This is a genomic window from Thermodesulfobacteriota bacterium (assembly GCA_035325995.1).
GTDB lineage: Bacteria > Desulfobacterota_D > UBA1144 > Nemesobacterales > UBA2774 > JADLGH01.
In genome coordinates this window covers 555,719-574,395 of record DAOKYU010000001.1, presented here as the reverse complement: position 1 = coordinate 574,395, position 18,677 = coordinate 555,719, and the positions used below count along the sequence as shown (strand labels likewise).

General features: G+C 51.0%; 15 protein-coding genes and 1 CRISPR repeat array (1 of these 16 cut by a window edge). Of the genes, 12 read left to right on the top strand and 3 right to left on the bottom strand.

Annotation, left to right across the window (positions count from 1 at the left end; genetic code table 11):
- Positions 1–32 precede the first annotated feature (32 nt).
- The gene (locus PKC29_02585; GenBank protein HML94298.1) at positions 33–596 is read left to right on the top strand and encodes a dihydrofolate reductase family protein; all 564 of its coding nucleotides are present in this window, start codon (positions 33–35) and stop codon (positions 594–596) included.
- 431 nt (positions 597–1,027) lie between these two features.
- On the opposite strand, the gene PKC29_02580 is transcribed toward PKC29_02585, so the two are convergent.
- Positions 1,028–1,897: an oxaloacetate decarboxylase gene (locus PKC29_02580; GenBank protein HML94297.1), complete on the bottom strand. Its 870-nt coding sequence runs from the start codon at positions 1,895–1,897 to the stop codon at positions 1,028–1,030.
- A 134-nt stretch (positions 1,898–2,031) separates the two neighbouring features.
- On the opposite strand from PKC29_02580, the gene PKC29_02575 reads away from it, so the two are divergent.
- The gene (locus PKC29_02575; protein HML94296.1) at positions 2,032–2,550 is read left to right on the top strand and encodes a hypothetical protein; all 519 of its coding nucleotides are present in this window, start codon (positions 2,032–2,034) and stop codon (positions 2,548–2,550) included.
- Positions 2,551–2,558: 8 nt separating this feature from the next.
- On the opposite strand, the gene PKC29_02570 is transcribed toward PKC29_02575, so the two are convergent.
- The gene (locus PKC29_02570) at positions 2,559–3,848 is read right to left on the bottom strand and encodes a DNA polymerase (GenBank protein HML94295.1); all 1,290 of its coding nucleotides are present in this window, start codon (positions 3,846–3,848) and stop codon (positions 2,559–2,561) included.
- A 26-nt stretch (positions 3,849–3,874) separates the two neighbouring features.
- Between PKC29_02570 and PKC29_02565 the strand changes: the two genes are divergently transcribed.
- Positions 3,875–5,146, top strand: coding sequence for an FAD-binding oxidoreductase (locus PKC29_02565; GenBank protein HML94294.1), 1,272 nt, complete (start codon positions 3,875–3,877; stop codon positions 5,144–5,146).
- 35 nt (positions 5,147–5,181) lie between these two features.
- Here PKC29_02565 and PKC29_02560 read toward each other — a convergent pair whose 3' ends face one another.
- Positions 5,182–5,502 carry a tetratricopeptide repeat protein gene (locus PKC29_02560; protein ID HML94293.1) on the bottom strand — a complete coding sequence of 107 codons (321 nt, stop codon included), beginning with the start codon at positions 5,500–5,502 and terminating at the stop codon, positions 5,182–5,184.
- Between the two features lie 155 nt (positions 5,503–5,657).
- Between PKC29_02560 and PKC29_02555 the strand changes: the two genes are divergently transcribed.
- The 9 genes from PKC29_02555 to cas2 all read left to right on the top strand — a co-directional run bounded on the left by PKC29_02555 (position 5,658) and on the right by cas2 (position 14,543).
- Positions 5,658–6,200 carry a hypothetical protein gene (locus tag PKC29_02555; GenBank protein HML94292.1) on the top strand — a complete coding sequence of 181 codons (543 nt, stop codon included), beginning with the start codon at positions 5,658–5,660 and terminating at the stop codon, positions 6,198–6,200.
- Between the two features lie 95 nt (positions 6,201–6,295).
- On the top strand, positions 6,296–7,030 hold the full coding sequence (gene cas6 / locus PKC29_02550) for a CRISPR-associated endoribonuclease Cas6 (protein HML94291.1): 735 nt from the start codon (positions 6,296–6,298) through the stop codon (positions 7,028–7,030).
- Positions 7,031–7,441: 411 nt separating this feature from the next.
- Positions 7,442–8,809, top strand: coding sequence for a type I-B CRISPR-associated protein Cas8b1/Cst1 (cas8a1, locus tag PKC29_02545; protein HML94290.1), 1,368 nt, complete (start codon positions 7,442–7,444; stop codon positions 8,807–8,809).
- A gap of 1 nt (position 8,810) precedes the next feature.
- Positions 8,811–9,839, top strand: a complete 1,029-nt coding sequence (gene cas7i / locus PKC29_02540; GenBank protein HML94289.1) for a type I-B CRISPR-associated protein Cas7/Cst2/DevR — start codon at positions 8,811–8,813, stop codon at positions 9,837–9,839.
- Between the two features lies 1 nt (position 9,840).
- On the top strand, positions 9,841–10,482 hold the full coding sequence (gene cas5b, locus PKC29_02535; protein HML94288.1) for a type I-B CRISPR-associated protein Cas5b: 642 nt from the start codon (positions 9,841–9,843) through the stop codon (positions 10,480–10,482).
- Positions 10,469–12,736 carry a CRISPR-associated helicase Cas3' gene (cas3, locus tag PKC29_02530; GenBank protein ID HML94287.1) on the top strand — a complete coding sequence of 756 codons (2,268 nt, stop codon included), beginning with the start codon at positions 10,469–10,471 and terminating at the stop codon, positions 12,734–12,736. Before cas5b ends, cas3 begins: the two co-directional genes overlap by 14 nt.
- Complete coding sequence (cas4, locus tag PKC29_02525; GenBank protein ID HML94286.1) at positions 12,737–13,237, top strand: CRISPR-associated protein Cas4; 501 nt, start codon at positions 12,737–12,739, stop codon at positions 13,235–13,237.
- 28 nt (positions 13,238–13,265) lie between these two features.
- Positions 13,266–14,267, top strand: a complete 1,002-nt coding sequence (gene cas1b, locus PKC29_02520; GenBank protein HML94285.1) for a type I-B CRISPR-associated endonuclease Cas1b — start codon at positions 13,266–13,268, stop codon at positions 14,265–14,267.
- 12 nt (positions 14,268–14,279) lie between these two features.
- The gene (gene cas2, locus PKC29_02515) at positions 14,280–14,543 is read left to right on the top strand and encodes a CRISPR-associated endonuclease Cas2 (protein HML94284.1); all 264 of its coding nucleotides are present in this window, start codon (positions 14,280–14,282) and stop codon (positions 14,541–14,543) included.
- A gap of 170 nt (positions 14,544–14,713) precedes the next feature.
- A CRISPR array of direct repeats spans positions 14,714–18,677; the repeat unit is 30 nt; unit sequence ACCTCTAAACTACCTATAAGGAATTGAAAC (it continues 5,514 nt past the right edge of the window).

The following is an 18,677-nucleotide window of genomic DNA, read 5'->3' as shown; positions in this document are numbered from 1 at the left end:
GGCGGCCAGCCCCATCGCGGTATACTTGAGTAATGCGACCTCTTCGGTATTCCATCAACGTCACATTGGACGGGTGCTGCGACCATCGCGCGGGGGTCGTGGACGAAGACCTGCATCGTCACGCGGTCGAGAACCTCGCACGGGCCGATGCCCTCCTCTTCGGCCGGGTAACCTACGAAATGATGGAGGCCGCGTGGCGGACGCCTGCACAGACAGGGCTGAGGCCGGACTGGATGGCCGATTGGATGCAGCCATTCGCCCTGACTATCGACGCGGCAAAGAAATACGTCGTGTCGAGTACCCTTCAGCGGGTGGACTGGAATGCGGAGATCGTGCGCGGGGACCATCTGGAGGACACTGTCCGGCATCTGAAGCAGCAGCCCGGGAACGGGCTGTTCGTGGGAGGGGTGAAGCTCCCGCAGGCACTGGCCGAGCTAGGATTGATCGATGAATACGAGTTCGTGGTGCATCCCAGGCTGGCGGGGCACGGGCCGACACTGTTCGCGGGACTATCTAAGCATCTCGACCTCAAGCTCGTGAGCCGGCTGGAGCTCGGCTCGGGGGCGGTGGCGATGCGGTATGAGCCGAAAACGTAGCCATCAGCAAATCAGGCCGGCCACGGACGGCCTCACGCGCCGAACCGACCCACTACCCGGATTCCTTGCCGCGCGAAGGTAGCTAACCGCGCTGCCCCGGAAGGTTGTCCGCACACCCGGTGGGCCGTTATATTTATAACGATCGGAAGATGAATCAATTCACGTACCGTACAGAATCGGATAACCGCACCAAGCCCGCTACGCCGAATTCCTGCAGGCGAGGCCTCCGTCCTGCTACAACGACCGGAAGATGAATCAATTCGCGTGCCGCACAGAATCGGATAACTGCACCAAGCCCGCTACGCCGAATTCCTGCAGGCGAGGCCTCCGTCCTGCTACAACGACCGGAAGATGAATCAATTCGCGTGCCGCACAGAATCGGATAACTGCACCAAGCCCGCTACGCCGAATTCCTGCAGGCGAGGCCTGCCTTAAGAGACGGTGAACTTCTTTTCGAGGGCGCGGTACCCGGGGACGTCCACCACTGCCTCGAACTCCCTGAACGTAAGCATGTCCGCATAGCCGAAGGTCGAGCCGTTTTTCCTGAGGTAGGCGAGGCACCGCTCCATCGCTTTGGTTGCCGAGAAAAGCCCGGACAGGGGGAAGACGACTATCTTGAACCCGAGCTCGCCGAGCTCGGCCGCGCTCAGAAGGGGCGTCCTCCCGCCCTCGACCATGTTCGCGAAGAGAGGGGCGTCGGGGAACGCGGCCGCTATTTCCCGGAGCTCTTCGACAGACTGCGGGGCCTCGATGAAGACGACGTCCGCCCCGGACTCGTAATAAATCCTCCCCCTGCGTATAGCGTCTTCGAGCCCGTTCACCGCGCGGGCGTCGGTCCGGCCTATTATGACGAGCTCGCTGGACCCGCGGGCCTCGACGGCGGCCCTAATCTTCTCGGCGTGCTCCTCGGCGGAGATGACGCGCTTACCCTCGAAGTGCCCGCACTTCTTGGGCCATTCCTGGTCCTCGAGAATTACGCCCGCTGCCCCGGCGGAGACGACGTCTCCGACCGTCCGCATGACGTTTAACGGATTGCCGTACCCGGTGTCTATGTCGGCCACGACGGGGATCCCGACGGAGGAGACTATACGGCTCACGCTCGCCAGCATCTCGGTAGCAGTCAGGAACCCGAAGTCGGGCCGCCCGAGCGTCGAAGCCGATATGCCGAAGCCGCTCGTGAACGCGGCCTCGAACCCCGCCGCCTCGGCGAGCCTCGCGCTTATGCAGTCGTGCACGCCCGGAAGGACGAGCACCCCTTCGCCCGAAAGCACCGCCCGCAGCTTCTCTCCGTTAGTCGTCATATCGTCACCCCCGTTTTAAAAGAAAAATAATTGAGCCCGGGCCGGTGTCAAGCGGGATTGAACTCGCGGCGGGATTTGTGATATTCTGAGTTTGTCGATTTATTTGTACGTGCATTTTTCTACGGACCCCGGACGTGAAAAAGAAAGCGGCGAAAGAGACGGACGGAAAGGAGCACCGGGTCAGGGTCGAATCCGGGCTCAAGAGCAGGGACGTCATAAAGCTCATCGAGGCCCTCGAAGGAGTGAGACTCGATTACGACCACCTATACTATTACGAGCATACGGGGCTCATAGTCCCGAGCCTGAGGTCGGCGCAGGGGAGGGGGGTCCCGAAGCTCTATTCCACGGAAGATTTTATTATCCTCAGATGGCTCGTGTCGCTCCAGAAAAACGGCATACCCGTAAGCCGCTTTCGCGAAGTGCTGGGGTTCCTCAAGGATAAGATGCCCGAAGTGCTGGCCGAGCCCCACAACTGGGTGCTCATCACGGACGGGAAGTCGATACGGTTCTTCGACAAGGTCTCGTCGAGGGCGTTCGACGTCCTCCGGGACACGGGGCAGTACCTATTCTTCTTCCCCATAGGCAAGGTAGCGGACGAGAGCAAAAAGGCCGTGAAAAAGCTCGGGGCCGGGAAGAAAAAGGGTAAGAAATAAGCTCCGGGCTATTTCTTTCCGCCGGGCGTCCGGAGGGATTTCGTGGGCTTTATGACGTCCGGTATGGACGTGAAGGATATCCTGAGCGGGGCGGCGTCCGGGGCCGCGTGCATCGATCCGTAATATATGCTGTTCGTTCCGAACTTGTCGTTTATGCTGTCGAGCGCGGCGGCGACGTCGTCCCTCTTCCTTTCCGCCGGCAGGAGCGGGAGGGTGCTTTCGCCGGCCGGGACGAGGTCGATGAACGCGACCGACACCCGGAGCGGCTTACGCCCCCGGGGCCTTTCGTTCCAGACGCCCGTGAACGCCTCTATCATCGTCTGCGTGTCGTTCTTCATATCTATACTTATGCCCTTCCTCCAGCCCCGATGCTCCCCGAAATAATCTATCCCGACAGTCATCTTCCGCGTGAGGCAGCCGAGACGCCTCAGCCTGAAGGCGGCCTTGTGTATGAGGTTCACGAATACGGCCCGGACGCCTTCGTCGGTCCTCTGCGCGGGCGGCAGGACGTGGGAATGGCTTACGCTCTTCCGCGCGGTTTCCGGCTCGGGGATGTCGTCGCCCCGGAGGAGCGCATGCCATCTCTTCCCGACGACGCTCTCCCATATGCGCCCCATCCTGTTTTCGGTGAGCCCGCAGAGCTCCTCGACGGTGCTTATTCCGTTGGCCCTGAGCCGCGCATACATGCGCCGCCCTATCCCGGGGAAGTCGGTCAGTGAAAGCGGGTAGAGCCTCTCGGGGAGCTCTTCCTTTTTTATGACGACGAAGCCGTCGGGCTTCTGCATGTCGCTGGCCACCTTGGCCAGGAAGCGGTTGGGCGCTATGCCGACGGAGCACTTCAGATACTCGCCGGCCTGTTTCCTTATGGCGTCTTTCACCGCATGGCCCAGCGCGACGGCGCTGCCATGCTCCGTCTGCCGTCCCGTGAGCCTGCACGACATCTCGTCTATGGAATCGACCCTGTGGACGGGGAGGACCGAATCGACGGCGGCACGTATCTTCCCGTGCATCTCTATGTATTCGACCGGACGCGATTCGACGAGCACGATGCCGGGGCACATCTCCCGCGCGGCCGAGACGCGCGTTCCCGTCGTGACGCCGAACGCCTTGGCCTCGTAACTGGCCGCTATGCAGCACGTGCTGTCGGCCATGACCGGGACTACGCCCACCGGAAGGCCGCGGAGCTCGGGGCGGAGCTCCTGCTCGACCGAGGCGAAGTAGGAGTTCATATCGACGAAGAGCCAGTTAAGGGGCGAGCCGTCCACGAATGAAAAGAATAACACAATATGAAAGCTCAAAAGCCCCCGGATTAATGTGCTAGAATATGGCTATGGAGAGGAGCTTCGACTTCCTTTTCGCGGGCGCGGGCATACTGGGCTCGTCCGCCGCGTTTGCGCTTTCGATGGAGCTCGAACGAAGGGGCGAGAGGGCGAGCATCGGCGTCATCGACCTCGACCTCGAAGGAGAGAATTCGTCAACGCTGAAGAATGCGGGCGGCGTCAGGGCTACGTGGCGCAGCAGGGCGAACATCGAGCTCTGCAAGTACTCGATAGACTTCTACGAGACGATTTTGGAGATCATACAGTTCCGTGAATTCGGGTACTACTGGATGCACGGCGGCGCCTCGTGGAAGGAGGTAAACGAGAACCATCCGCTCTACGTCGAGTACGGCCTCCCGGTCGAGCTTTATCCGCCGGAGGACGCGCCGCGCATTATACCGCTCGTCACCGGGACCGTGGGCATCGCCGGGCTCTCGATATCGCGTAAGGCCGGGCTCATCGACCACTACTCCCTGAGGGAATATTACAGGGGCTCGGCGAAGGGGAGGGGAGTGGAGTTCATAAGCGGATGCTACGTCAACGGGGTAAAGGTCGAGGACGGGCGGGCGACCGCCGTGACGGCGTACGACCTCGGCGGCCTCGGCAAGGGCACAGGCGGATACGGCGACGCGGCGAGGGAGATTCTGACGAAAGGCGCGCCCGACAAAGACTTGCCCGTGACCGAGTTCGAGTGCGGGACGCTCATAAACACGGCCGGCGCGTGGGCCCCCGTTGTATCGAGGCTGTACGGCTTCGAGGACGACGCCATAAAGCCCCGGAGGCGGCAGATGGTCGTCATCGACGCCCCCGACGTCGACCTTTCGGCGTACGGCATGGTCATAGACACCTCGGACGTTTACTTCCACCAGGAGGGGACGGGAATACTCGCCGGATACTCGAACATGGACGAGCCCGCGGGCTATAACTTCGACTTCAGCTTCGGCGGCATGAGCGAGGAAAGCAGGTTCGTAAAATACATCTGGGAGCCGCTCTACAGACGAATGAATAAATTCGAGAAGGTGAGGCTCGTAAGGGGCTGGGCGGGCATATACGCCGAGACGCCGGACAGGTCGGGCTATCTGGGGAAGGTGCCGGGGTTCGGGAATATTTATGAATGCGCGGGGCACACCGGAAGGGGGCTCATGATCTCCTACGGCGCCGGCGTCGCGCTCGCGGACATCATCCTCGACGGGAAGCCGAGGAGCGAATTGAAACACGCCGCGGATTTATCGCGGGAAAGAAAGGCCGGGCCGCTTTACGAAGGGCTTCATCTTTAGCATCCACCCGGCAGTGGAATTCAGAAACGCCCGTATCAATCCTCTATCATGTCTATTGCTTCCTCGAACTCCTCGGCCATGCCGGGATGCCCGTGCTTCGTCGCCGCCTCTATCCCCTTGAAGTAGGCTTCGCGCGCCATTTCGGAATCGCCGACGTTGAGGTAGCACTCGGCCAGCATCCTGTAGACGGCCCCCTGGTCTTCCGCGATCTTGAGGTATTCGCCTATCTCGGCGATCGCCTCGTGATAGAGCCCGAGCTTGTAGCATTCGTTCGCGAGGCTGTACCTTGCGAGGGGGTTATCGGGATTCTTCTCCACAGCCGCCTTGAATTTAACGATCCTGTTTACTTCGTTCATTAGTTTCACCCGTTTCCATTCGCTCCGCCGGCCGATTCGCCGGAACAAGAATATTAACACAGCGGGGGACGGGATTACAAAGCGCCCCCCGGCCTGGAGTTGAATGTTTCCGGCTATACTGGATACTCTTTGACGGCAAAGGAGGCGGCCCACAGATGCGCAGAATCATGAACTTTCTCTTTAACGCAATCGCCGTAAAGGAATTCCTCATCTTTTCGGGATGCTATTTCCTCCTCACGGCCATAGCGATCTACTACACCGACGAGATCGTAAGGCCGGCGGGCTGCGCTGGGATTCTCCAGCTCGAGCTCGCGTTCACCAAGGGCGCGTTCATGGATATCGTAAACAACTGCGGCGAAAAAGGCGTCCGCTCGCTGATCATACTCACCTGGATAGACTTCCTCTTCATCGTCGGATACATCGGGTTCCTGGCGAACCTCCTGGGGGCCCTGGTGAAGGGGCTCGAAAGGGAAACGGCTCTCAAGCTGTTCAGCATTCCCATAATAGCCGGCGCACTCGGCGTCCTTGAGAATTCGATTTTTCTCACCCAATTAGCCGACCCCGAAAGCGCGTCCGGAGCGGCCATATTCCTCGGCTCCGCGGCGGCGACGGCGAAGCTCACTCTCACGGCCATAACCGTGCTGCTGATCGTCTATTATTTGTACGGGGCCATCGGCAAAAGAAACCGTACTGCATAATAGGCCTTATTTCCGCAAGCATCGATTAAAAAAATTCTCGCCATTGGTCCATTTTTACATTGACTTACACTATAAATTAAATTTATAATAAGTCCATGCGCCTTCTCCTGGAATTTAATTCCGACAAAGATTTCATAGTATCCAACGACTATAACTATCAGGTGCAGGGGTTTCTTTATAAAGCGATTTCTCCGAAGCTCGCCCATATACTCCACGACAGGGGTTTTCAGGTGGGGAAGAGGAGCTTCAAGCTCTTCACGTTTTCGCGGTTCCTCGGTGATTATAAAATAGATAAAGCCGCCGGCGGTATCAGGTTCTCATCGCCATTCCGCCTCGTCGTGAATTCCGTCCTGAATGAATTCATAGAGGAGCTCGCGGAGGAGCTCCTCAGAAGGGAAGCCAGCGTAATCGCCGGCCAGCGCGTCTCGCTGGTCTCGGCCGAAGTGGCCGGCTCCGATATAGAAAATGACGAGGTCAGGATCAGGATGCTGTCGCCGGCTACGATTTATAGCACCCTTTCTCATCCCGACGGGAGGAAGAGAACATATTACTATTCTCCATTCGAGAACGAGTTCAGCCACCTGGTATCCGAGAACGTGAGGAAAAAGTTCAAGGCCTATTACAATAAAACGCCGCGCGGGCATATCGGCCTTACCCCGCTGAAAGTCAGCCCCGGCAACCAGAAAATCGTCTTGTACAAGGGGACGGTAATCAAGGGATGGACGGGCATATACGAGCTCTCGGGCGACCGCGAGCTGATGAAGATGGCGTACGACGCCGGCCTCGGGGGAAAGAACTCCCAAGGGTTCGGGTGCTTTGAGGTGATATAAATTGTTGATTCTCACACGCCAAAGCTATATGTATAACGAACCGCATACGGCGGTTCTAATCCTTGTAGGTAGGTTAGATAATATGTCCTATACAGTACCAATACAAATTTCAATCCCTTATAGGTTTTCTACGAGCGAATTAGAATACTCGATATTTCTCCACGTACAAAAATTTTATTGCTAAAGAGGTTTTTCCATTGTAATGTTAATGTATGATCTGCTTCAAAATCAGGGTAGCGATGAAGGAGCTAAAATTTGCGAGAAGAAACCACTATACTAGTTTCTCGACTTATAGTTTAGAATTACTAATTTACAATGATTTTGACATCTTAGGATGGCTAAGTAATTTATGGAACGCTGTTAAACGACGCCTATCGACGCCGTAATAATATTCATGGACACAGTCAAATAATGCCTATATACGAAAAACTAATGGGAAATTCTTTTGTCGACGCCGGGGCAAGTGTTTTATGCCAATGGCTAGATACCGAGCCTGAAGACATTACCATCGAGGATTTGAAGCAAGCGGTCAAAGATATCGTGCCACTTATGGACAACCCAGCACTTAAGAAAAATCTGCACTCAATTTTCCCCAATAGCACACTGGTTAATACATCTATAAAAGAAGATAGAAAAAAAAGACTGACCAGAGAGTTTAATGAATACATATCAGAGATAAAAGAACTCGGCAAGACAGGGGACTGCATAGGATGTGGAAGACGAGAGGCAAATCATAGACTGACCAAGACGGATATTCCCTTAACCGGAAGCGGAGGTCTCGTGAATTTTTTCCCGAGCTTTGATAGCGGGGCAGGTTACTGCTCCGCCTGCAGACTCGCTATTCAGTTCTCCCCCTGGTCTTTCGTCACGAGTGGGGGAAGATTTCTGGCTGCTAGCTCCAATTCGTGGCAAGCCGTCAATTTGTGGACAAGAACCTGCATTTCTGATATAACGCAGAAAATACTCAGGGGAGAAGACGCGGGATGCTACAACCCCGGGTTCAGCAACCCCCGCAATGCCCTCTTCTTCATGACTGGGAAAATGATCGAATTCGGGGAAATCAATGAAGATGCATCAATACAGGTGTTTTGCTTTACTAATTTCAATCAAGGTCCTACCCTCGAAGTTTTTTATCTCCCGGCTCCCGTTTTCAGGTTCCTTCGCTACGCCAATCAGGCCGAGTACAAGCCTGCATGGAACAGTATTGTGCAAAGCGGATACCAGAAAGTGAACTGGAACAAAGTACAATCAGAAGAGGATTACAAGAATAAACACAACAAGGTCTATGAATATCTTTTAAATGAGCAATCCATTATCAGCTTTTTTGTAGATTTAAAAAACAGGGGAAATAGGGGAGACTGGTCACTTCTCTCCCTATACTTGAAGGAGGTCAAGAATATGCAGGAAGAGAGAATTACAGCCATCAAGAGAGTGGCTGACAACATAGCCGAAAGCATACGAAAGTCAGGAAGAGACAAGAGATTAAAGCAATTAGAAAATGCGAAATACTACCGAGAATTTCAAAATGTCCTGCTATTTATCATAAAAGACAGGCTGAAGCTCGGCGAGCCGGATCCGCTTTTCACTCTCGACGAGTATCTCGACCATCTGTTCCCCTCCTCCGAAGACGGAATATCCCCGTGGAATGAAACCAGGTACCTGCTCCTCTTCCGAATTTACGAGCGGCTCCACGAATGGCTCAAGGACAGCGAGATAATAGAGGAAATTATTGAGGAAGAACTGAGTGAAGACATAAACCCGGAAATGGAGGCAAATTAATATGTCTAACAACATAATAGGACTTGTGCTTATAGATGCGCCGCATTCCGCATTGAATAATGCAGGACTCGAGGCCTCGCAATCGACTGAGAACACGGTAGCCGTAAAGACCTTGCGGAAAGGGAGAAAAACTTATCCCTATGTGTCGGGGCAAGCCTGGAGGAGCTGGTGGAGAAGAACGCTTGAAAAAGATCTGAAATGGCAACTCTCCCCGATCGAGCGCGCCGACAAAACGGCCTTCACGGCCGCAGACCCCGTCGAATATCCGGATGACGACGTATTCGGTTATATGCGAGCCCAATCCGTGGAAATCAAAGAAGAGGGGAAAAAGCCGAAGAAGCAGAATATTACCGTTACACGGCTCTCACCCCTTAAATGCTCGCCGCTCATTTCCATCGAGGCGCAGCAGCCCATAAACGACTTCGGCGTCATGGCCAGGCACGAGGGCGACCCGGTTCCATACGAGCATCAGTTTTACTCGACGGTTCTAAAGGGGATTTTTTCTCTCGACCTCGGCGCCGTTGGGGCCTTTTGGGATATCAACAGGACGGGCTACAAGAATATAGCAGAGAGCTACGTAACCAAGATAAAGGAAAACGGCGGCGGCAGGACAGACGACAGTTCACCATGGACACTGCCGAAGGATGTAAGGCTCCAGCGCAGCAAGGATACGATCAAGGCATTGTCGGTGTTGAGCGGGGGCGCACAGCTCACTTCGCACCTGACCGACGTCACACCTAAACTGATAATCCTGGCGGTCATAAAGGGCGGGAACCATCCCTTCATGAACCTTATGGTGGAAAGAGAAGGGAAGGGCGAATTCAGCATCCCCGCCTTCAAGCAGGTGCTCGACGACTACAAGGACCGTCTCTCGGGTCCGGTATATATCGGCCGAAGAGAAGGGTTCATGGACGAGCTCGATTCACAGTTTAAAGAAATGACGGGAGCCTCGGACGGGATAATATACGATTCCATTAATAAAGTGATAGACAGGTTCTCGGATAATCTCGCCGGGCACATTGGTGAATAACATGGAAGTTCTTCGCATCCATATAACCGCATGGGTGGCGTCGTTCCGGAATCCGCTGTTCGTGAGCGGGTTCCAGCCGACATTGCCGGTACCGCCACTATCGACAATATACGGGCTTATCTCCGCGGCATGCGGAGATTATATAACTCCCGACAAGGCGAGCGTGGGGTATGTTTTCCTAAGCAAGGGCATGTCGGTGGATCTGGAAACCATATACGAATTCGCGGGCAAATTGACTGCGAATCCGAATATTACCAGGCGTCATATTACCAGGCGTCAGTTCCTTGTGGCCCCCGAGCTATATCTCTACACACCCGACATGTGGCTCGAAGACGCCTTCAAAGAGCCGCATTATCCTTTGCTGCTCGGGCGCTCGACCGAGCTGGCGACCGTCGACTCAATCGAAAGAATAGAGCTCAAACACGTAGAAGAAACGGTATATACCGGCACGTTGCTGCCGTTTCCGAACGGGCAGTTAACCGGAACGCTTCACGCGCTGCCCACTCATTTCACGGAGGAAATACCGCGCCGCCCGCAAGGAATACGGCCGTTTATCGCTCTAACGGCACGAAACAGGTACAAGGGAAAATCATTAGAAGACGATTCCAGGGGGTGGGGTGTATATATGCATGGTCAACATTGAAACTATACCGCTTCTGGCCAAGAGCGATCCTCGGGAGAGCCTGGTAGAGCATACCGGCAACTGCATAGAGGTTTATTCGAGCCTGAGGGAAAGAATGCCCTTTCTAGCCGATATTTCAGGTCAGCCCGATTTCTTCGAGCATTTGTATTACGCCGTGGCTCTTCACGACCTCGGAAAGGCGGCGTCGGGCTTCCAGGAGCAGCTCCTGACAGGGGCCAGGTGGAATTACAGGCACGAAATATTATCCGCCGGTTTTGCAGTCGGTCTGAAATTTCCAGACAGCCAAAAACAGGCAATCGGGCTCGCCATCCTGACTCACCACAAAGACATAATGACTCTCAGGTCCGGCTATCCATGCTACCCCGAAACCAACCCCGGCTACCAGAATTGGAAAGATAAGATCAGTGAGATGGCAATCAACAGGGAAGACTTAATGGAGATACAAAATCTCATCGTGAAATGGTGCCCGTTTGACGCTTGCAAATTCGTTCCGGTGGAAGACATAAACAAGCTGATAAATGCATACCATGATTATCTCCTCCCGTATTACAAACAACGGAATAATAACGAGCTCACGCCGCTTCACGGCAATTACGGCATGCTGATGCGCGGATGTCTTATCGCCTGCGACCATCTCGCCTCGGACAGAGCTGGAAAGAACGAGATTCTATCCGCGCTGGATAATCTCGAAGGGGCCTTGAAAAAAAGCATTGAAGACAAAATCTATAAACCAGTCAGCTGGAACGGCATACAGGAGGAGGCTTCTCACTCCAGAGGGAACCTCTTCCTATCCGCCCCTACAGGATCCGGAAAGACGGAGGCTTCTCTTCTGTGGAGCGCCAACAATCAGAACGAAACCGCCGGGCAGCGCGTATTTTACGTTCTGCCGTATACAGCCAGCATTAACGCAATGTACAACAGGCAAAAGGAGATAATGACCGACGAGATGGTCGGCATGCTCCACGGTAAGGCCAATTATTTTCATTATAAATCCCTGACCGAACGGGGAGAGGATTATCTAAAGAGAAAAAAGAAGGTAGATAATATTCAGAGTCTCGCGCGAAAACTCTACAAGCCGTACAAAATACTGACGCCTTTTCAGCTGCTCAAAGCCTTTTTTGGTATAAAGGGCTTCGAAATGCAGTTCGCCGAAATGTCGAACGGGCTCTTTATATTCGACGAGATACACGCATATGACTCGCACACAACAGCACTCATAGTGACTATGATAGAGAAACTTCACCGGGAATATGGGGCGAAATTCTGCATCATGACGGCGACGATGCCGAAGTTTCTCAGGGAAAAATTCCTCTCCCTGTTCGAGCCGGACAGTCTCAACGAAGTGGAGATGTCGCCGAAGGACAGGGACGATCAATTTACGCGGCACAGGATCAAGCTCCTGGACGGGGACATCATAAGCAATCTACCGCTTATAAGAAAGGAGCTTGACCAAGGAAAGAGAGTCATGGTGGTGTGTAATACTGTAAAAAGCGCCCAGCATATATACGGAGAATTGAGAGACTACTCGCCTAATCCTCGACTGCTCCACAGCAGGTTCGTTCTTAGAAACAGGGAGTCGATAGAAAAGGAGCTGAAAGATGCGGGCCTGCTAGTTGGGACACAGGCGATAGAAGTCTCGCTGGACATAGATTTCGATGTCCTGTTCACCGAGCCGGCGCCAATAGACGCCCTCATACAGCGCTTCGGGCGAATCAACAGGAAGGGCGAAAAAGGCATTTGTGACGTAAACGTCTGCCGCATCGGGGGATCGAGCGATAAATACATCTATTCTGAAACAATCACCGAACGAACCATCGAAGCGCTCGGCGACGTCGATATACTCCACGAATCCTGTATACAGGGCCTTATCGATTATGTATACGAGAACGGATATGACGAGGAACAGGAAGAAAAATATAATTTCATAAGAAGCCTGTTCCAGCGATATTTAAAATCGCTTCATCCTTTCGTGGATAGTCCCGACGGCAGACAGGAATTCGAAGGTCTCTTCAAAAGCGTAGAGGTTATTCCGGCTCGCTTTCAGGACGAATACATGCAGTGCATTGAAGAAAAACGGTATTACGACGCGATGTCATTTGTAACCCAAATATCGGATATGCAGTTCAAGCTGCTTCATGGGAAGAAGCTGATTTATCGTATCAGCGACGACGGCGGCAACTTCGTCAGGCTCGAATACGACGAAGAATACGGCTTGCTTATGGACAAGGAAAATAATCCTTATTACGAGATATAGATGAACGAAATAAGGATCACGGGAAACACGATTCAATATTATTGCATCTGCAAGCGCAAAGTTTGGTTGAGCGTGAGGCAGATTGACCCGGACGAAGATAATCCGCATCTCGAATTCGGGAGATTTGTAAGTCGATCAGTTTACCCCAGGCACAAGAAGGAAATAAAACTTGAAAATATTATCATCGATCTATCCAGGCTGGAGGATAGCAAGATCATAGTAGGCGAAGTCAAAAAGAGCTCGCGGGCCGCCCACGCCGCCAGGATGCAGCTCTGTTATTACCTCTACGTCCTTAAGGAATACGGCATAGAAGCCGAGGGGGAGCTTTTGTTCCCGAAGGAAAAGAAAAAGGAAAAGGTCTCTCTAACGGACGAGGTGATCAAGGAGCTCGAAGACGCGATGGAAGATATAAGAAACATCGCATCGGAAGAGATACCTCCGCCGCCGGTGAAAATCGGGTACTGCACCAACTGTGCATACAGGGAATTCTGCTGGTGCTAAGGAAGAGAGAAGAGGCTATCGACGACAGATGAAATCGAGAATATTCGTATTCAGCGACGGGGAGCTCAAGAGGAAAGAGAATACGCTCTTCTTCGAGAACGAAGCCGGGGAGAAGAAATTCATCCCCGTCGAGGGTACGCAGGAGCTCATGATCTTCGGCGAGGTTTCGCTCAACAAACGCTTTCTGGAATTCACATCCAGGAAGGAAATGATTATGCACTTCTTTAATCATTATGGATACTACGTCGGGAGCTTCTATCCGAGAGAGCACCTTAATTCAGGCCACATGATCCTGAAACAGGCCGAGGCCTATCTCGACGAGGGTCGCCGGATCGCGCTTGCGAGAAAATTCGTCGAGGGGGCGGTCAACAATATCCTGAAGACGCTCGACTACTACGCGAGGAGAAAAGAGAATCCCCGGATTCAGACCGCGAGCTCCAAAATCAGGGAGCTGTCCTCCGTCTTGTGCGATCAGTCGAGCGCGGGCGCGCTCATGGCCATAGAAGGAAACATACGCGACCAGTACTATTCGGTCTTCGACGAGATAGTCGAGGACGAGGACTTCACATTCGAGAGCAGGACAAGGCGGCCGCCGAAAAACAGGATGAACGCTCTCATAAGCTTCGGGAACTCGCTCCTCTACACATCCGTGCTGAGCGAGATATACAAAACGCATCTCGACCCGCGAATCGGATATCTGCATTCGACGAATTTCAGGAGATTCACGCTTAACCTGGACGTAGCCGAAATCTTCAAGCCGATTCTCGTGGACAGGATGATATTCTCGCTCATCAACAAGGGCGAGCTCAAAAACCGGCACTTCGAAACACGGATGGACGGGGTAGTCATGAACGAGGAAGGTATGAAGATCTTCTCCAAGGAATTCGAGGAGAGGCTACAGACGACCATAACCCACAAGAAAATCGGAAGGCCCGTATCCAACAGGCGGCTTATAAGGCTCGAGCTCTACAAACTCGAAAAGCACATAATAGGCGGACAGGAATATAAGCCGTTCGTCTGGGAATGGTAAGGACCGGGACAGGTGTTTATAATTCTCGTATACGACGTCGGGCAGAAGAGGGTGTCGAAGGTATTGAAGACTGCGAGAAAGTATTTATACTGGGTCCAGAATTCAGTGCTGGAGGGCGAGCTCACCGAGGCACAATTCGAAAGCTTCAAACACGAGCTCAGGAAGATAATAAAGGAAGAATACGATTCCCTCATATTCTATACATTCAGAACCACGAAATATTCAGAGCGAGAGCTGATCGGAGTTAAAAAAGGCGGGGAAGAGCTCTTTATATAATTTCCGTCGATCCCCGGTAGCGTTATAAGGCTGGGACATCGACGGAAGTCAGATTTAATTAAATAACTTGACGCCGGAAGCAGATTTTCATACAATGCTCAATAAGAACTTTAAGTATATGTGCCGATCTTTGACAACTGAATATATAATGATTACAATAGGATGGATGGACCTCTAAACTACCTATAAGGAATTGAAACGGAAGAACAGGCAAGGGGGCAGGCGGCGTGAAGGGAACCTCTAAACTACCTATAAGGAATTGAAACGTGAAAGTTCCCGGACGTGGTTAGCGTAGCCTTTACACCTCTAAACTACCTATAAGGAATTGAAACACCTCATGTCGATAACACTTCTTTCTCGCTCGTTTAACCTCTAAACTACCTATAAGGAATTGAAACGTCTAAAATCCCGGCGGCCTTTACGGATGTAGACGCACCTCTAAACTACCTATAAGGAATTGAAACAGGCCAAAGAGTATATCGAGAATCAGGCCGATATTGAACCTCTAAACTACCTATAAGGAATTGAAACATATATCACCAGAGGCTTGAGAACGTGAATGTCGAGAACCTCTAAACTACCTATAAGGAATTGAAACGGCAAAATTCTGCGCGTTATTCAATCATGGGATACAACCTCTAAACTACCTATAAGGAATTGAAACACGACTGGATACGCCAGTTTGATAAGGTGGCGGCATTACCTCTAAACTACCTATAAGGAATTGAAACGTGGATGCAGGAGCGCGGACTGACGAACGCAAAACTACCTCTAAACTACCTATAAGGAATTGAAACGATGATATTGTTAACCAGACAGAAGTGCTTGAAATGGACCTCTAAACTACCTATAAGGAATTGAAACTAAATTCGGCGAGCTCATATTCACCTGGAACAAGAACACCTCTAAACTACCTATAAGGAATTGAAACGTGGGTAGGATGGTTCTATTGGCTATGGATGATTACGACCTCTAAACTACCTATAAGGAATTGAAACGAGGGGAGAACACATACAAAACAATCCAACAGGAGGACCTCTAAACTACCTATAAGGAATTGAAACTGATACAGGAACTTCTTAGCCCCGGATTGCTCGGCCTACCTCTAAACTACCTATAAGGAATTGAAACGGTTAATCTGAATACGAGAAGCCGGACAGGGATTTGTACCTCTAAACTACCTATAAGGAATTGAAACCTTTTTAGCTGATGGCTCCACGTCCCAAAGCCGGTGCACCTCTAAACTACCTATAAGGAATTGAAACAGGTATGCGTCCCTGAGGTCTGCGCCCCTGAGGTCTGACCTCTAAACTACCTATAAGGAATTGAAACGGCTGATAAAATGCGGCGCAATGCGCGCTTCAGGCGACCTCTAAACTACCTATAAGGAATTGAAACTTCTGTCGTGTGCGCAAAGGGAGGGTATTTGACCTGAACCTCTAAACTACCTATAAGGAATTGAAACTATTCCCCCGAGCTCTCGTATACACGCCGATAAAGGACCTCTAAACTACCTATAAGGAATTGAAACGTCCTTCATGTGCGAGGAAGACCTGTTTCACCGGCAGAACCTCTAAACTACCTATAAGGAATTGAAACCCGTACGGCCGGGAGATAGCGAAGTGGGTAAAGAAGACCTCTAAACTACCTATAAGGAATTGAAACGAAGAAACGAGAAATACGAAGGCCCTGGGCGGCATAGACCTCTAAACTACCTATAAGGAATTGAAACTTGGAATTTTTCAGCGATGAATACGATTGGAAAGTACACCTCTAAACTACCTATAAGGAATTGAAACGAAGGAAGTTATGGAGAAGGCGGAGTGGTTCGGTTGCACCTCTAAACTACCTATAAGGAATTGAAACGCAAGCCACGGTTGGAAATAGAAGCCCTTCTGCGCTCCACCTCTAAACTACCTATAAGGAATTGAAACGAGTATGCAACCGCTCCGGGAAGGCCCGGCAAGCCGACCTCTAAACTACCTATAAGGAATTGAAACTTTAGTGAATATAATTGGCGGGTACAGCGCATGAGAGACCTCTAAACTACCTATAAGGAATTGAAACCGGAATAGCGAAAGGCTCTTTAGAATCAGGGAGTATCACCTCTAAACTACCTATAAGGAATTGAAACGATTTACGGCTGCCGCGAGGGTCGTCGAGGCTCCTGAACCTCTAAACTACCTATAAGGAATTGAAACGAAGATCGGCGCTATAGCGGCAGCCGCTTTCTCCGGCACCTCTAAACTACCTATAAGGAATTGAAACGTTTGATAAAGTGGCCGCATTCACGATAGAGAATCTGAACCTCTAAACTACCTATAAGGAATTGAAACGAAGCTTACCTTGACCGTAGAGATAATGCGCGATAACCTCTAAACTACCTATAAGGAATTGAAACGTTTCTCGGATTGCCAACATGGGACACCCTCGCAGGACCTCTAAACTACCTATAAGGAATTGAAACCCGCAATTCGAGGACGCGATAAGCAAGCTAGACGATACCTCTAAACTACCTATAAGGAATTGAAACTTGGATAATTTACTTTGAACCTGCAAATGACTCAGAACCTCTAAACTACCTATAAGGAATTGAAACTTCATATAAGCAGGTTGCGGAAATCATGGGCGGCTCACCTCTAAACTACCTATAAGGAATTGAAACTTTGATTACTAAGAAGCGTTGGTTGCATAAACCACGACCTCTAAACTACCTATAAGGAATTGAAACGCGTACAGGGACGCAATCTGCACGTCCTCATACTGCACCTCTAAACTACCTATAAGGAATTGAAACGTTCAAGCCGCTGCTTAACAAGAGCCTCGACTTCCTCTTACCTCTAAACTACCTATAAGGAATTGAAACCTGGACGGGAATGCGACGGATAGAGCTTTGGCAGGCTACCTCTAAACTACCTATAAGGAATTGAAACGCGTATCGAACGTGAAAGTCGCATACGAAAATACCGACCTCTAAACTACCTATAAGGAATTGAAACTTTGGAGGCTCTGGCTCCACCCTTATCGCCTGCGAACAAACTAAACCTCTAAACTACCTATAAGGAATTGAAACCTTGACGAATATGAATCAATTCAGCAAGAGCTTGAACCTCTAAACTACCTATAAGGAATTGAAACAGAGCTCGGGTAGGCTGTACACGATGGGGATATTTAACCTCTAAACTACCTATAAGGAATTGAAACTTCGTCTGATTCCCGGCGAAGCTGTTTCCAGTACGCACCTCTAAACTACCTATAAGGAATTGAAACACTTATAGTATAATGCACTGTGGTGCATGTGTCAATACCTCTAAACTACCTATAAGGAATTGAAACCTTTACTTTTTAGCAAGCCCTCATGGTAGCTGTCTGGACCTCTAAACTACCTATAAGGAATTGAAACTAGAAAAGCTTCGCAAGGATGGCCTGTATGACCTTACCTCTAAACTACCTATAAGGAATTGAAACACTCATAGAGGACAAGATAGTCCGCACGGGCAAAGTACCTCTAAACTACCTATAAGGAATTGAAACACACCTTCAACCCCTTCAACCTGCCCGAGCCGGATGAACCTCTAAACTACCTATAAGGAATTGAAACCACATTACCCAAAGCTCTTCTGCGGCAACTCGGCTATACCTCTAAACTACCTATAAGGAATTGAAACTATAAAACATGGACGGCTTACGACGACGAGTGGCTTAAAACCTCTAAACTACCTATAAGGAATTGAAACCCCGAATCCAATGAGCCAAGAGAGCTATCCCTAAAACCTCTAAACTACCTATAAGGAATTGAAACGGATGTAATCTTCGAGATCGGGGTCTGTGGTGTAATACCTCTAAACTACCTATAAGGAATTGAAACTTACAGTCGATAGCTTTATTCGTGAAGGTTTGCGCACACCTCTAAACTACCTATAAGGAATTGAAACGTACGAATTCTCTCACGACTTCAATTTGAATTTCGAACCTCTAAACTACCTATAAGGAATTGAAACTCTTCTTTCTCCTGCTTCCTTGTAGGTAGTTTAAATACCTCTAAACTACCTATAAGGAATTGAAACCCTTACCTTGCATTCCGCGTGCTGATATTCGAGACTCACCTCTAAACTACCTATAAGGAATTGAAAC